The 18,098-nt window shown below is 51.7% G+C and carries 3 protein-coding genes; all 3 read right to left on the bottom strand.

Annotated elements, in window-relative coordinates; all coding sequences use genetic code 11:
* Nucleotides 1-15,483, bottom strand: a 15,483-nt coding sequence (locus AC6B99_RS14500) for a non-ribosomal peptide synthase/polyketide synthase (RefSeq protein WP_496663584.1), incomplete at its 3' end; no start/stop codon positions are given.
* Between the two features lie 681 nt (nucleotides 15,484-16,164).
* Nucleotides 16,165-16,749: a hypothetical protein gene (locus tag AC6B99_RS14495; protein WP_496663583.1), complete on the bottom strand. Its 585-nt coding sequence runs from the start codon at nucleotides 16,747-16,749 to the stop codon at nucleotides 16,165-16,167.
* 118 nt (nucleotides 16,750-16,867) lie between these two features.
* Complete coding sequence (locus AC6B99_RS14490; protein WP_496663582.1) at nucleotides 16,868-17,836, bottom strand: EamA family transporter; 969 nt, start codon at nucleotides 17,834-17,836, stop codon at nucleotides 16,868-16,870.
* Nucleotides 17,837-18,098: the final 262 nt, after the last annotated feature.

Here is an 18,098-nt window from a genome sequence, read left to right as displayed (position 1 = left end):
GAGCATATACGAGGGAAGTCCCTCTGCCAGCTTGCTGCGCATTTCCTTCGCTCCCAGCTCGCTGCTGCCGGTCACATACGCGCACAATTCCGCTGCGTCCGTCTCCCTTTCTCCAGCGATCACCGTCACCACCACTTCTTTTACCCCTTCGATTTGCAGCAGATGCGCTTCCACCTCACCCAGCTCGATCCGGTAACCCCGTATCTTCACCTGATGGTCCATCCGGCCCAAATGCTCCAGTCGACCATCCGGCAGCCATCTGGCTAAATCGCCAGTCCGGTACATCCGCTCGCCGGGGGCAAACGGATGCGCGACAAACCGCTCATTCGTCAGTTCCTCGCGTGCCCAATAACCACGGGCTACGCCTGCTCCTCCGATGCACAGCTCTCCCACCGCTCCGATCGGCTGCACCTGCAGCGCCTCGTTCAGCACATACACCTGCGTATTGCCCAGCGGACGGCCGATGCTCATTTTTCCGCCTTCGCCCGCTTCTCTCAGGTGTTCAAACGTCGACCAGACCGTCGTTTCCGTCGGGCCGTACATATTGTACAGCTCCGCCTCCGTTTGAACGCGCAATTGTCTTTCCAGCGTGACAGGGAATGGCTCCCCCCCAATCAGCAGCGCCTGCATAGGACGCAGCGCTGCGGCACTGCGCGCATCCTCCAGCAGCATCACCAGCCGGGAAGGCGTCGTCTGCATTACCTGGGCTGGATGCTTCATAAGCAGCGCAGCCAGCTGGGCAGGGTCCTGCTGCTCCGCTTCGCTCGCCAGCAGAACCTGCATGCCGCAGCTCAGCGGTACCCAGCTCTCGGTCACGAAAATGTCGAAGGACACCGTCGTCACACTAAGCATCGTCGCAGATGGCGCAAAGGGCAGTGCTTCCACCATCCCCGTCATAAAGTTGACGACGTTTCGATGCTCCACCACCACCCCTTTCGGCGTGCCGGTCGTCCCGGAGGTGTAGATCACATACGCGCTGCCCTCAGCCCGGGTCTCCACCTTCGTTGATGCCGAGGAATAAGCTTTCAGTTCCTCCACGGAGGCAAACCTCACCTGCGAATCGTCATCCTTCTGTTGTCCGTCTGAAGCATACCCCTCCTGCTGACCATCTGCATCTGAGATCTGCTCCTTCTGCCGTCCGCTCGTGGCCTGCTCCTCCAGACACAGCACCTGACGCAGCGGGGTTTCTACCCAGCCCGCCACCGTTTCCCGCTGGGCTTTTTCGCTTAAGAGAATGCGGATTCCGGCATCTCGGATCATCCCTTCGATGCGCCCGGCTGGTAGCGCCGGATCCAGTGGCACATAGGCCGCACCGGCTTTCATAATCCCCAGCAGACCGGCGATCAGCCAAGGCGAACGGGATAGCAGCACACCGACGCGGTCTTCGCTGCTCACGCCATGCGCGCGCAGCCAGCCCGCGATGCGGTTCGCTTGACCGTCCAGCTCGCCGTACGTCCAGACGGCCAGTCCACTCACCAACGCCGGATGCCCCGGCGTTCGGGCAGCCTGCTGCTCGAACAGCCCATGCACCGTCGCGTTCTCAGGGAGCTCCAGCTCCGTAGCGTTAAAGTGCACCAAGAGCTGCTCACGCTGCCCTGCCATCAGCAAGTCCATGTTTCCAAGCGTTGTATGCGAATCGCGGGTCACTTGACGCAGCAGCTCCGTAAAATGACCCACCCAGCGCTCTATTGTGGCCTGCTCGAACAGCTTCACCGCGTATTCCAGCGTGCAACGCATGCCCTGCTCTTCTTCACTCACCGACAGCGTCAGATCGAATTTCGCCGCTCCGCTTTCTATCGGGTACGGCGTCCATTGCAGATCCGCCAGCTCCAGCTCCGACTGCTCCGTGTTTTGCAACACCAGCATCGCATCAAAAAGCGGATTCCGGCTCAAATCCCGCTGCCTGACTACCTGCTCCACCAGCTCCTCGAACGGATAGTCCCCATGTTCGAAGGCACTTAGCGCCGTCTGCTTCACTTCCTGCAAGTAGGCAGAGAACGTTTTTTCCCCCGACGGACTCAGCCGCAGCGCCAGCGTGTTCACGAACATCCCCAGCATGCCCTGCAAGTCAGCATGCGAACGTCCCGCGATCGGCGTGCCAACGATTAGCTCCTCCTGACCGCTTAACCGGCCAAGCAACGCGCTGTACGCCGCCAGCAGCACCATATACACCGTCGCCCCGCTCGTACGGGCCAGCTCCCGCAGCGCTGCTGACAGCTCGCTGTCCAGCTCGAATTCTACGCGTGCTCCCTCGAAGCTCCGCACCGCCGGAAGCGGATAATCGAGCGGCAGGCTCAGCACTGGCAGCTCCCCGGCGAACTGCTTCAGCCAGTAGCGCTCCATCTCCCGATAAGACGCGCTTTCCCGGTAGCTTTGCTGCCAGACCGCATAATCTTTATACTGCAAACGCAGCGGCTTCAGTTCTTCTCCTCCGTACAGCTTCGTAAACTCCTGGATAAATATGCTCATTGACGTGCCATCAGAAATAATATGATGCATATCGAACAATAGCAAATGATTCGCTTCGCCCATACGCACCACCGTCGTCCGCAGCAGCGGCGCTTCGCTGAGGTCAAACGGACGAAGGAAGGTACGAACGCGCTCCTGTGCTTCCTCCTCCGTCGCCTCCTCGTAAGTTACCGCGAACACGGGAGACGCCGCAATACGCTGCATCGGCTCCCCGTCAACTACTGCAAATCCTGTCCGCAGCGATTCGTGGCGGGCCACCAGCGCTTGCAGCGCCCTTTCCAGCCGCTGACGATCCAGCGGTCCTGACAGACGCAGGGCGGCTGGCATGTTGTAACTAAGCTCGGCTCCCTCCAGCTGCTGTAAAATGTACAGGCGCTTTTGCGCTGAGGACAGCGGATACGCCTCCTGAGCCTTCACAGGCACCAGCGCTTCAAATTCGCGCTCGTCGGCTATTTCTAGTACGGCCGCCAGGCCTTCGACCGTAGGCGAAAGGAATAACTGCCGCAGGGGAACCTCGATCTCCAATACCTGATGAATGCGCGATACGAGCGTCATCGCTCGGAGCGAATGGCCGCCAAGCTCGAAGAAGTTGTCGCGAATGCCGACGCGTTCAAGCCCCAGCACCTCCTGCCACAGCAGAGCCAGCTTTGTTTCTACTTGCGTCCGTGGCGAGACGTAATCGCCTTCCGCCAATCTTTCCGTCGGCTTCGGCAGCGCTCTAAGGTCAATTTTGCCGTTACGCGTAACCGGCAGCTCTGCAAGCTGCACGAAATAGGCCGGTATCATATATTCCGGCAAGATCGTTCTAAGCGCTGCACGCAGCTCAGCAAAGGTATATTCACGCTCCCCTGCCACATAAGCGCACAGCTCATTGCTGCCGCGTTCATCTTGCAGTGCAATTACAGCTGCCTCTCGAATCCCGTCCAACTCCAGCAGCTTGGTTTCGATCTCGCCCGGTTCGATTCGGTATCCTCTAATTTTAACCTGATGGTCGATACGGCCTAAATACTCAATGCTTCCGTCGGCCAACCAGCGGGCCTTATCCCCCGTTCGGTACATCCGGGTTCCGGGTGACCAGGGATTAGAAAGGAACTTCTCACTTGTCAAATCAGGCTGATGCAGGTAACCTCTGCCGACACAAGCTCCCCCAATATACAGCTCGCCAGCTACGTTGATCGGTTGCAGCTGCCCCAGAGAATCGACAATATAAACAGACGAATTGCTAATCGGTCTACCAATCGGAGGCAGCGCAACCATCGGCTCTTTCGGTATTATCGTATACGTCGTAGCCACATGCGTCTCGGAAGGACCGTAATGATTGTGCAGCGTTACGCCCTGCTCTCGCAAAAATTGCTGTAGTGTATGACCAACAATTAGCGCCTCTCCCGCTGTAATCAAATGCTTCACGCACTTCGGCCATACCGATTCATAAGTCGGATCGTTCCAGACGAATTTGACAAACGACGAAGGCAGAAGCAAGGTCTGAATGCCTCGATCCTCCACATAACGGAAAAGCGCAGTTGCATTTTGGCGCATCTCCTCCTCGATCAAGTGCAGCGTTCCTCCGGCAAGCAAAGTCGAGAAAATTTCTTGATAGCTCACATCAAAGCTATACGAAGCATACTGCAACACATCCTTGTCAAACGGAATATAAGTATGCTCATATTGATGCATAATCAAGTTGATGAGGTTGCCGTGTTCAAGCATGACACCTTTCGGATTGCCTGTCGTACCCGATGTATAGATGACGTAGAGCAACCGGCTGCTTTCGGTCGCTGCCGGACTTTGAAGCTGCTCATGTGAAACCTCAATTGTATCGCTGAAGCTTATTGTCGCAAGAAGCTGCTCGATGATTCTCGTTTTGCTGCGATGGACAAGGCGATCATGCGTTTGGGCGGAATCCGAATCCACCAGTAGGCAAGAGACTTTAGAATCTTCCAGTATGAACGAAATTCGTTCCTCAGGGTAGGAAGGATCAAGCGGAAGGAAGGCCGCTCCCGTTTTCAAAATGCCAAGCAAACCGATAATCATTTTGGGAGAACGCTGAGCCATTAGCCCTACAATGCTTCCGTCTCCGATCTGCTCTTGTCGCAGAGCAGCAGCCATTTGATCCGATAAACGGTCAAGTTCCCCGTAAGTAAGCATGGTATCGCCAAATACGAGCGCAGCCGCTTCCGGTGTTTTCTCCGCCTGCTTATGGAATAACTGATGCACATTTGTGTCTTCGAGCTTCTTCACAGGCCCGTCCATCCACCGATGCAGAGTCATCAAATCTTGTTCATTAAGCAAGTTCGCCTTGCCGAGCATGACGTCCGGCTCAGCCACGGTATGCCGAAGCAATGCGATAAAATGATCTTTCCAACGTTCAATGGTACTCGCCTCAAACAGCGATGTTGCATACTCCAAGCTGCCGTGCAACTCATCTGCGGACTCGTTGACAAACAAAGACAAATCAAATTTTGCCGTCGGATTTTCCATCGGGACAGGAATGATCTCGACATCTGACATATGCAGAACAGATCGTTTCATATTTTGCAGAGCGAACATCGCATCAAAGACCGGATTCCGGCTCACATCCCGGTGTTGAACGACTTGATCGACAATTTCCTCAAACGGGTAGTCCGCATGTTCAAACGCCGCCAAAGAAATTTGCTTGATTTCCTCCAAGTAGTCCCTGAATGTTTTGTCTACAGACGGCATTGATCTAATCGCTAACGTGTTCACGAACATCCCCATCATATCGGACAGGTCGACATGAGGACGACCGGCAATCGGCGTGCCCACGATAATGTCATCTTGACCTGAAATTTTCGCTAGGAACACGTTGTAAGCAGCAAGCAATACCATAAATAAAGTAGTCCCTGTGTCTTGCGCCAGTTGTTTTACATGGGTGCTCAATTTTGCATCTATGACAAAATCCAGCCGACTTCCCGCAAAGCTTTTTATAGCTGGACGGGGGAAATCCGACGGCAAATGAAGAATCGGGACATCACCGCCAAGCTGCTGCACCCAATATTCTTTTTGCTTGACATACGTTTCCGAGTGTTTGTTAGCTGCAAGCCATACCGCATAATCCTTGTAATGAAGGGATAACGGCTCTAAACGTTTGCCAGCGTACAGCCTTGTCATCTCCTCGATGAAAAGACTTATTGAAGTCCCATCGGAGATAATGTGATGCATATCAAACAGCAGCAGATGCTGCGTATCGGTCAGCTTCGTCAACTGAATGCGCAGCAGCGGAGCCAGGCCCAAATCGAAAGGACGCATAAACGCCCGAATCATTTCTTCTATTGGTCTGTCTCCCGCTTCCCGGTAAGACAAATTGAAATCAACCTCTGCGCTAATTTTTTGAACTGGCTCGCCATCAAGCATCTCAAAACTGGTCCGCAGCACTTCGTGGCGGGCGATAAGCTCCCTAAAAGCGCGTTCCAGTTGGGCAAACTCCACCCGTCCATTGAATAGCAGGGCCGCAGGCATGTTATAGCTCATTTCCGCACCTTCAAGCTGGTGCAGCACGTACATCCGCTTTTGCGCGGAAGACAGCGGATAGTAGTCACGCGGAGCGGAAGGCTGCAAGCCTTCAAACAGGTCTTTCGCTCCCTGTTCTACTCTGAGCGCCAGCGCTTCAAGAGTCGAAAAACGGAATAGGTCACGAATCTCCACTCGCACATTCATCACTTGATGGATGTGCGAGGCCAGCGTCATCGCGCTTAGCGAGTGCCCTCCCCGTGCAAAAAAGTTATCTCGCGCTCCCACTTGCGACGTCTGCAATACATCCCCCCAAATTGCCGCTAGTTGAGCTTCCGTCGTTGTACGAGGAGCCACATATGGCGCAGTTGCCGCTGCATCGTATGCAGGCGCAGGCAATGCCGATCGATCCAGCTTCCCATTTCTCGTAAGCGGCAGTTCCGTAAGCCGAATGTAATACTCAGGAACCATATATACAGGCAGAGCTGTGCTCATCATATATCTCAATTTTGAAGGATCTAACATACCGTCGCTAACATAATAAGCGCAAAGCACTTCGTTTCCAGGTGTATCTTTCCGAATGACGACTGACGCTTGACGAATATCGGCGTGCACCAGCAGATGCGCTTCAATTTCGCCCAGTTCAATCCGGTATCCCCGAATTTTGACCTGCTGATCGATTCGGCCCATATATTCGAGGTTGCCATCAGGCAGCCAGCGCGCCAAATCCCCTGTTGCATACATGGTTTTACCTTCAATAAACGGATCAGACTTGAATTTTTCCTTCGTAAGCTCAGGCTGGTTCCAGTAGCCTTTGGCTACACCGGCACCTCCGAGGTGCAGCTCTCCCGGTACGCCAACGGGAAGCATCTGACCGCCAGCGCCCAGCACGTAGGCTGTCGTTCCGCCAATCGACCGTCCGATCGGAATGCTCGTCATCCCGATCGTCTCACTGAGAAGGAAGGCAGTCGAAAACGTAGTGTTCTCCGTCGGCCCGTATCCGTTCCATATCGTGATGGACGGGCTAGCCTTCTGAACAGCGTGAACAGGCTTCGGCAGCAATATTTCTCCACCCATGATCAAATGCTGAAGCCCAGCAAACATTCCCGCATCCTCATTGGCCAAGTGGTGAAATAGCGATGTTGTCAAAAACATGACCGTAATGCCGTTTGCTGCAATAAAATGTCCGAATCGTCTCGCGCTCAGCAGCACGTCTTTTTCTACCGGGTACAGCGCTCCGCCATGAAGCAGCGCGCCAAAAATTTCAAATGTTGCCGCATCAAAGCTGACCGAGCCGGTCTGCGCATAACGATGATCGCTATGAAACGGAACATACCCGCCTCCTGTCACCAGGTTGACGACATTGCCGTGTGTGACCAGCACGCCTTTTGGACTGCCTGTTGTGCCAGAGGTGTACATAATATAGGCAGGATCATCGCTGCGGGTTTTACGGATCGTGCGCAATTCCCCGTTGTCCTCCAGACCTTCCTCCAGAAGCATATCAGCATCAAGCCTGATTACCGCCCCCTCATACCGTTCCGGCACGCGCAAATCGCCAACAACGAGCAAGCAATCCGCACCGCAATCGTTCAATATATACATGTGACGGTCATCTGGTGCCTCCGGGTCCAAAGGTACGTAAGCGCCGCCCGCCTGCAAAATGCCCATGACTGCAACAACAAACTCGATGGAACGCTCAGCCAAAATGCCAACAGCCGCTTGAGGCAGCAGCCCTTTTCTAAATAGCTTCCCGGCTACAGCTCCGGACTGGCGCTGCAACGCCTCGTACGTAAGCTGCCGCTCGCCGCATACAACGGCCAGTCGTTCAGGATGATGATGGACGATTTCTTGAAAACGCTCTGTAATAGACACTTGCATCACAGGCGACACAGGTAGCCCGCTATAGGCCATAAGCTGTTCATGTTGCTCTTGCTCACGAAGCAACCTCGCTTCGGCAAGCCGCATATCCGGCTCAGCGACTACATGATGCAGCATGTCCGTAAAATAGCGGCACCAGCGCTCTATCGTTTCACGAGCAAACAATGCCGTGGAAAACTCCATGGAGCAGTAGTAGCCGTCCTGATGCTCGTTAACCTGAAGCGTGAGGTCAAACTTCGCCGATGTTTCGGCAAACGGATACGATTCTACGCTCAAGTCAGGTAGCGCAATGGGCAACAAATCGGTATTTTGCAGCACAAAAACGGCATCGAACAACGGATTGCGGCTCATATCCCGCTCTCTGACAACCTGATTTACAACATCCTCTAAAGGATAATCCCCATGCACTAAAGCATCCAGTGTCGTTTGCTTGATTTCCTCTAAAAATTGGGCAAAACCCTTTGGTCCTGAAGGGAATGTACGCAAAGGCAGCATATTAACAAACATCCCCATCATGGATGACAAATCTGCATGCGGACGTCCAGCAACAGGGGAACCAATGATGATCTCATCCTGGTTGGACAGCCGCGACAGGAACGTGCTGTACGCCGCCAGCAGCACCATGTACACAGTGGCCCCTTTATCCAGCGCGAGCTTTTGTACCGCCTCCGACAACGCATTGTCTAGCTTGAAATCGACTCGGTCCCCCGCAAAACTGCGCAATACCGGACGTGTGTAATCGGCAGGAAGATGCAGCACAGGCAATTTTCCGCCCAAATGCTGGAGCCAGTAGCCCTCTTGCTCCAGATACACGGCACTTTGGGCGTATTTCTGCTGCCATACGGCATAATCTTTGTACTGCAGCCGCAGCGGTTCCAATTTTTCTCCAGCATACAGTTTCGTAAATTCTTCTACAAAAATGCTCATTGACACGCCGTCAGAGATCATATGGTTCATGTCGAGCAGCACATAGTGCAGCTGTGCTTCCACGCGCACAACCTCCACGCGAAGCAAAGGAGCCTGTCCAAGATCGAATGGCCGTACAAACTCCGCGATTACGGCATCAAGCTGCTGCTGTTCCGCCTCCCGGTAGGCTGCGGCTATCTGCACATGCTCATGCACTTGCTGTACGGGCTCGTTGTCAATGAATGCAAAGGATGTTCGCAACGCGTCATGACGCAAAATGAGCTGCTGCAAGGAGGACTCAAAGCGTAATGGGTCCAGCATGCCTTCCATCCGCAGAACGGCGGGCATGTTGTAGCTGACTTCTGCTCCTTCCATTTGTTGCAGCACGAATAGCCTTTTTTGCACGCTCGTAAGCGGATAATAGTCCATCTGCGTCGCTAGCTCCAGAGCATCGAATATTTTCATCGACCTGGATGCGATCACTTCTGTCATCGACTCAACGGTCGGGTATTGGAACAGATCCCGCAGCGTAACGTCGGCCTGAAGCTCTTTTTGCATGCGAGCAACTACAAACGTGGCCTTTAACGAATGCCCGCCTCGTTCAAAGAAATCATCCCGAATCCCGATCGGACGTACGCCCAGCACTTCCTGCCACACTTCGATCATCTTTCGTTCTGCCTCGGATCTCGGAGCCAAGTAGCTGCCATCTTTGGTCAGATTGCTGCTGTCAGGAAGCGGAAGCGCTCGGCGGTCCAATTTGCCATTGGCAGTCAGCGGCATTTGCGGTATTTGAACAAAATAAGACGGCATCATATAAGACGGCAATGCCAAGCCAAGCAGCTGTCTTAATTCCTTCACTGCGTATTCCCGCTCCGCTACAAAATAAGCGCATAAACTGGCGTTGCCCTCTGATTCCTCGATCACAGTGACGGTTACCTCATTCATTTCTGGAAGCGTTAATAGATGCGCCTCAATGTCGCCGAGTTCAATCCGGTTCCCCCGAATTTTCACTTGATGATCCATTCGTCCCAAATACTCCAACGTGCCATCGGGCAACCACCGGCCCCAATCGCCTGTTCGGTACATACGTTCGCCCTTCACGAAAGGATCAGCCGTAAACTTGGATGCCGTCAATTCCTGTTGATTCATATAGCCCCGGGCCAAGCCGGCCCCGGCAATGCAAAGCTCGCCCGGTACACCGAGCGGATTCAGCATGCCTTGTGCATTCAAAATATAAACCCGCGCATTCGGTACGGGGCGCCCAATGGTTACAGCCGTCTCTTCCGTTAGTTCCACTGCTGTCGTCACGACGGTATTTTCGGTTGGACCGTATTCATTCATCAGCTGCATATCGGGATTCATAGCCTTCAGTCGACGAATTAAAGGCAGGCCAACCGCCTCGCCGGCTACTACCGCACTTCGCACCGAGCGCCAATCCTTATGCATCATGCTTTCCAGCATGGCAGAGTAAAAGCTCGGAGGGCTTTGCAAATGGGTAATTTGATGGTTCACGATCGCTTCGCGAATGGCTGAAGCATCTTTGCTGCCTTGATCACTCAAAATAACAACGGCTGCCCCTGAGACGATAGGCCCAAAAAAGTGAGTCACAAACGAATCAAAAATAAAAGGATTCAACATCAACGCTCTATCTTGCGGGCCAAACGAATAGTGGCGTTTTTTCCACTGTATCGTGTTCGCCAAGCTGCCGTGTTCAATCATAACGCCCTTAGACTTCCCTGTAGTACCCGATGTGTAGATGACATAGGCCAAGTGTTCTAGAGCGAACGAGCGTTTTACTGCCTTCACTGGGATCTGCCGTAGCGGGTGGTCCTCAAAATATAAAACAGAAATGTCCTGATGGAGTTCCGCTACGAGCGGCTCATACGTTCTGAACGTAAGCAGCACTTGAGGGAGGCTGTCCTCCAGCATATACCGGATGCGATCGATCGGAAATTCAGGATCGATCGGAAGGTAGGCACCCTCTGCTTTCAAGACCGCTAGTATGCCTACCGCCATTTCTAACGAACGATGAGTCATAACAGCGACAATCGTGTTCGCTCCCACTCCCTGCCTCCGCAGCTCAGCGCCGAGCTGCTCTGCCCACTCATTGAGTTGCCGGTAGCTCAGCTCGTCCTTTTCCAAAATGACCGCCGGTTGGTCTGGAGTTTCCACAGCTTGCTGCTCAAATAACGTTAGCACCGAGGTTGCTGGGCCATAGTTTTTCTTAGTCCCGGCAAATTTGCCTAACAGTTGCTCTCTTTCCTGACCCGTTACTATATCGTATGTCCCTAGCTTCGCATCCTGGGAGCGAGCAGCCTGAACCAGCAGCTCATGGAAGCAATCGCTCCAGCGTGTTATCGTACGATGTCCAAACAAAGCGGAGTCATACTCCCAACTCAATGAGAAGCTTTCCTCCCGCTCCGTCACGGTGAGCGTCAAATCAAACTTGGCGGCCGTATAATCCAATGCGTACGGAGTAACATGGACATTGGCCAGCTTAAACTCCTCGTGATCCGCATGCTCCACAACGAGCATCGCGTCAAAGAGCGGATTGCGACTTAGATCACGCTGCTGAACAATGCGCTGGGCCAATTCCTCAAACGGGTAATTCCCATGCTCAAACGCAGACAATGCCGTCTGCTTCACTTCTCGCAGATAGGCGGCAAACGCTTTGTCGCCTTCCGGGTACATGCGAAGCGCCAAGGTGTTGACAAACATACCTAACATGCCTGACAGATCCGCGTGCTGACGCCCTGCAACAGGCGTTCCGACAACGATCTCCTCTTGCCCGCTGATTCGCGACAACAGCGCGCTGTATGCTGCTAGCAGCACCATGTATACGGTGGCACCGTTCTTGCGAGCCAGCTCCCGGACCGCTGCTGCAAGCTCGCCCCGAAGCTCGGCGTCTACTCGGTTTCCTTTAAAACTGCGTACTGCCGGGCGAGGATCGTCGGTCGGCAGCTGAAGCACAGGCACGTCCCCGGCAAACTGATCCAGCCAATAGGCTTCCTGCTTGGCGTAATCTTGTGTGTACTTGTAGGCTTGCTGCCATACAGCGTAGTCTTTATATTGCAGCTGTAACGGCTCCAGCGTTTCTCCGGCATAAGATGCAGCTAGCTCTTCGGTCAAAATTTGCACAGAAATACCATCCGAGATAATATGATGCATATCAAACAAGAGCAGATGCCGTTGCTCCCCAATACGTACAATCTTTGCCCGCAGCAGCGGAGCCATGCCAAGGTCAAACGGCCGGATGAAAGTCGAAATTTGCTCGTATGCCTCTTTTTCCTCTGCTTCCTCATAAGGAAGGGAGAAGACAACCTGCTGATGCACATGCTGAACAGGCTCTCCATCTACAACTGTAAATGAAGTGCGCAAAGCGTCGTGCCGAGCAATAAGGACGCCCAATGTTGCCTCCATCTGCTGCTTGTCCAGCGGCCCTTCCAAATGCAAGACAGCTGGCATATTGTAGCTAAGTCCCGAAGCATCCAATTGCTGCAGCATAAATAGCCGTTTCTGCGCAGATGACAGCGGGTAATACGGCTGATGTGGCGCAGGCATAAGCGACTCGTAAATATATTCGGTGGCTGAGCTGACCGCCTCGGTTAAATCTTTGAGCGTAACGGCCTGAAAAATGTCCCGCAAGCCGAGCTCTATCTGAAATTCCTGATGGATGCGCGTCAGCAGCGTTATGGCTTTCAGCGAATGGCCTCCAAGATCAAAGAAATTGTCTTCCAGCCCGATCCGTTCTTGACCCAGCACCTCCTGCCATAACACAGCCATCCGCTGCTGCGCATCTGTAACTGGACGTATGTATAATTTGGAGGAAACTATTTCATCCAGTGCAGGCAAAGCTCTGCGATCCACTTTGCCGTTTGTTGTCAAAGGCAGCTTCTCCAGCTTCTTAAAGGCAGCAGGCACCATATAGTCCGGCAGCATCGAAGACAAAAATGCTCGCAGTTCGGCCGTTTCCAGCGCTGCTTCTGCTGTGTAATATGCGCAAAGCACCAGCTCTCTCTGGCGATCTGGCATGACAGCAACAACCGCCTCGCGGATGGATTCAATATCTAGCAGACGCGCTTCAATCTCGCCCGGTTCGACCCTGTAGCCCCGAATACTGAGCTGGTCGTCCAAGCGCCCGAGAAACTGCAAATTTCCGTCCGGCAGCCAGCAAGCCTGATCCCCTGTGCGATACATGCGCCCATCTTCAACGAATGGATCTTGAGCGAAACGCTCGGCCGTCAGTTCCGGCCTGTTCAGGTAGCCCCGAGCTACGCTGGCTCCGCCAATGCACAGCTCCCCTGGCACGCCGACGGGCTGTAAGGTACCACCCTGACCTAGCACGTAAAGATTGACATGAGGAAGCGGCCGACCAATCGGTATACTTCCTTCCTGAGGCAGCATGCCCCCCATCCCCACTTCATAATAGGACGCATCAATACATGCTTCCGTTACCCCATAACTGTTGAGAATGCGCATGGCAGAGCCGAAACGCTCGTGCACCCTCTGAAAGTCTTTCGCAGGAAAGCGGTCAGAGCCCATAATTAACAAACGCAGTTGCCCCGTACTTAAATCATTCTCATATATATAATCCATCAGCGGTACAAGCAATGCTGGCGTTGATTCCAGCAGCGTAATGCCGTATTCGACGATAGCGGCATGGAGACGAGGCAAGCTGAGACGATCCTCGTCCGAACATAAGGCAAGCAGCCCTCCACTGAGCCATGCTCTGGCCAAATCGCCAGCAAATACGTCAAAAGAAAAGCTCGCCAATTGCAGGAGCCTTACCTCCATAACTTCCAGTTTATATTCATGGCCCCAAGACCTCGCTGTTTCAGCCCAACTGAGTTGATCGACCATAACCCCCTTCGGTCTGCCTGTAGTTCCAGACGTGTAGATGACATACGCAAGCTGTTCAGCAGAACAATGATGTAGTAAATTGGCCCCATCCTCGGCATAGCTTGCCTCTTGTCTCAAATCAATGACTTGGCAGTCATCAGGAATAGCCATAATGACATCATCTGCCGTAAGCAGGATACGTGCTTCACTATCCGACACCATATAGGCCAGCCGTTCAGCAGGCAGCGAATTATCCAGCGGAACGAAAGCCCCGCCTGCTTTTAATACAGCAAGAACAGCGGTCACGATGAGCGGAGATCGTGTTCCCAAAATGGCCACAGGTTCCCCTTGGCGTATGCCTTGTTGACCCAATGTTCTCGCCAACTTGTTAGCTCGCTCATTCAATTGACGGTAGGTCAGCGACGAGCCGTCAGATCCCGCAACAGCGGTACGATCTGGTGTGTTTGCAGCATGCGCCTCGAACATTTCGTGCAATAAAAGCTCTTGTTGGTGCTTAATTCGCTGTCCAAAGCTGTACGAGCTCAGTACGTCCTGCAGCTCCCAAGGAGGCAGAATGTTAAAACGTCCTATCACTTGCAAAGGATCAGATATGGCTTCTCTGATCACATGCAGCAAGCGTTGAATCAAAAGGTCAATGTCTTCGCGTGCAAACAGGTCTGTTAAATAATCGATTTGAATAGCCATTTCGCCTGTTTTTACATGTTCGCGAATGTGCACCGTCAATTCGTTATCTTGATGATCATTTCCGAGCGGCTTCGTCTCATATTGGAAAGGTGCGTCAGCGGGCAGCGCATCCCACTCCATCGGATGGTAATTGAAAAATACAGGCAGCAGCGCATCAGTAAAGCCAAATTGGTTGCGAAGCTCAGGTACAATCCGGTTAAACGGGTATTTCTGATGCCGAATCAGTTCGCTTTGCTTGCCTTTCACCTGTTTCAGGAAATCCGCGAACGACCATGAAGTATCCAGCCGCATACGGAAAGGCGTCGTGCTGACCAGCATCGCCACCATCGCTTTCTGTTCTCGTGATGTCCGATTGGCATACATCGTTCCGAGCACGATCTCCTCATCTCCGCAAATTCGCGACAAATAAAGACAAAGAGCAGCCACGAACAAGTTAAATGGGGAAACTTGCTGTTCCTCACAGAAAGCATGGATAACGTCGCCTTCGGATGCAGCTATTTCATAATGTACACAGCTTGCCGAACTGCTCGCTAGCTGCCTCGCGCTTTGGGAAGTATCAATCCGTGTAATTGGGGGAAGCGTGCTGAACTCTTCGTCCCAGAAGGCTTTATCTTTCAGAAAGCGGGAAGATTGCAAATATTGTTCCTCACTTTGCAGCAGCCCCGTACAAGCAGGCGCCGGTTCCATAGGAAGCTCCTCATGACAAAGCAAGGCCTTATAGCCGCTAATGATTTCATTCCCTATCAAATTGAGCGAATAGCCGTCGGCAATAATATGATGAATGCTCAAAAACAATCTGGCTTCCTGTTCTCCAGTCCGAAGCAAGGTGAACTTAAATAACGGGGAATCAAAAAGAGAGAACGGCTGACGCGACAGAAAATCGACGTTTTCCCGCCATGCTTCAGCTTCACTTTCTCTTAAATCCACAACATTAATGTCAAATGGTTTATAAAGCACAACATAGCTGAGAGGCTCCTCCCCCTCCCTATACTGCAATTGCATGCGCAAAGCTTCATGACGAATTGCAAGAGTTTGCAGCACTTCCAGAATCAAATTCTCTTGTATCGTCCCCTTGATGGTAAGCAAGCTGTTAAGTGTGGCTACCGTGGTATGGGGATTCAGCAGCTCCATATACCATATTCTTCGCTGTGCTTCTGTAAGCACGTAAACAGCGCCTTCATTTTCTTGAAGTTGCAAATTGGTTTCACTCATTGACATGGAATAACCCTTCTTTCCTTTGACATATTTATTCAATCTCTATTGGCTCGCGAAAAATTTCCTGCATTGTTTCAGACATAAGTGCGGAGGACTCTACAAAGGTACCCGACAAAAAATGCACATCATGGAGAAGAAACTCGAATCGCTGGATTATATTACCTTTTCTATACCGAAAGCCAAACTCCTCTTTATCAAAATGTAAAATTTTATTTAAATAAAAATAAATTGTAAATAAGGATTATTTTGATATCTCTACAAAATGCCTGTTCTCCGATTCCAGAAGGGAATCCCTTACAGTACCAACTCGATAACTTAGCCCAGCCTGCCCTCACCAAACTGCATGTACTAAAAAGACTACAACGAAAAGCCGGGGATCTTCATCCCAGGCTTTTCGTTACTTATTTTTCAATTAAAGTCAAAGTGTTCATTTATAGATAAATACTGATGTATCGGGAATTCTGATCAAGTAAAGGGACTTAATAGCGTTCCTCCTTGGCCTTAGGAGCGCAGCCGCATGATTTTCGCAAGTGAAAAATGCAGCGTTTTGGCTAGCAAATGTCGACTACACTTGCTAGCCAAAAACTTTACTGCACAATGCAGTAGTAGAAAATTCTAAAAAACAGAAAAAGCCTGATTGCTCAGGCTCTCTCCTTCATTATGGCAGTATCGCATTGCGATCAATTACTTGTTCCGCCTGCCGTAGCGACGATAAACGATCACTCCTACCAAAATAACCAGCACCAATAATGCGATACCCATCCCAATCCTGCTTGATGAGCTGCTTTCTAGATTCTGACTACTCTCCACATTCCTCTCGGATATAGGCGAAGTCAGCTGTTTAGCTGCCGATTCTTGAGCTTTAAGATCTAATTCCTTGTCCTTCAGAAAAGCCGCCATTTCCTTGCTGACTGGCGTTGTCACGGAAGGCGCGCATAGCGGATGCTCCCACTTCCCGTCCTTCTCTTTTAGAAAAAAGAGATACTCCACGCCCTCTTCACTCGGACCATTTAAAGCTCCCCAGGTCGGGTTTTCCGACGCCGAAATGGTGCGCGCTTCAATTCCCTTATAACTCTTGCTTACGGTTAGAACAATTTGGTTGTCATCGGAGAATATAGACTTATACTGTTCATTTACTTTCGCAATCACAATGCCGTCATACCACTCATAAGCCTCAGCTGGTGTTCTCATTTGTGCGCAAGATAGCGCGGACACCTGTGATGGGAGCAGCCACAATAGCAGCAGCGACAAAATGAGCCATCTTTTCAAAGCTTACACCGCCTTTATACTACAGACGGAAAATTCAACTAAATGTTTCAAAGGTTGATGATAAAGAAGTTATGCCCTGTGAAAAGCTGCATCTTTTTAACAAGAAAGCAAGCGCTAGTTAAGCAGCCATTGTGCGCTGTGAACGCCCTTTAAAGCGTTTCAGCTCCGGCAGCAAAATGCCCGCCAGCACGACGGCGACGCCCAGCCATTGCAGCATGCTCACATGCTCATTCAATATAATTGCCGACATCGTGACAGCTACAGGAAGCTCGGCTGCGCCTAATACGCCAGCCATGCCTTCACCAATATGCGGCACTCCGATTGCGAACAGGACAGGCGGGATAAACGCCCCGAACAGCCCTAGCAGGAAACCGAATACGAGCAGCTGTCCCCATATCAAACCATTAAACAGGAACATTGGCGGGAATAAAATAAACACGAGCAGCAATCCGCCAGTAATCATCCACGCACTGCGGTAAGCCGGGTGCACGGCTGGCACCGCTTTGCCGCTAAACAAAATAAACAAGGAATAGCTCACGGCGGACAATAAGCCGAAAATAATGCCGATCCAGTTGAACTGGGCTGCGCCATCCTCCATAATGCCGGCAGCGAGCAGCGTGCCTCCGAATAATACAATCAATGCCAGCAGCATAACGCCTTTAGGACGTTGGCGCTTGCTGAAAGCTTGAATCAATACGCTGATCCATGTGAATTGAAATAATAATATAATCGCCAGCGAGGCTGGAATATAATGAAGCGAATGATAATACAACAAGCCTGTTATAGCTGTGGGCATACCCGAAAGCATCAGCAACACTCTGCTTTTCCACGTCAGCTTAGAGGCAAGCGTTTTGGCAGCCTCTGCCGCTCGAGTAATTGAAGAAACTGTGTTTGGGGCTGTACGGGCTTTGCGCTGCTCTCGCCATTTTGTATAAAAAGCCAGCATCCAGGCCAAAATAAATCCCGTCAGCAGCTGCGTTCCAACTACTTCTCCTAATTGGTAGCCTTGACCATATGCCAGGACTACGATTGTAGATAACACACCGTAACTAATCGCACCGAATAAAACCGATAATAAATACTTCATTTGTGCCTTTAAACCTCCTTGATTGTCTCTCTAAACGTGCCCAGACAACACAAAAAATCCTAACCACATAGCAACGACCAATACAGCTTGATCCTTGTTATCGTAGTTAGGAAGTAAAGGCTTCCTGTAGATACCCCCGACCTGTTCTTATATCCAGCTGCAGCTGAATACGGCTTACGAGGTTATACGAAAAAATATATGGTTTGATGCCCTGCTGTCATCTGATGTTAGATCGTAATTCATTTTACATGTTACATGACAA

The organism is Paenibacillus liaoningensis, assembly GCF_059609455.1.
This window is presented reverse-complemented; position numbering and strand designations above follow the sequence as displayed.

What these genes read in the sequence shown, in the direction of transcription:
- AC6B99_RS14490 (WP_496663582.1), bottom strand. Translation starts at nt 17,836, where the DNA reads ATGAAGTATTTATTATCGGTTTTATTCGGTGCGATTAGTTACGGTGTG.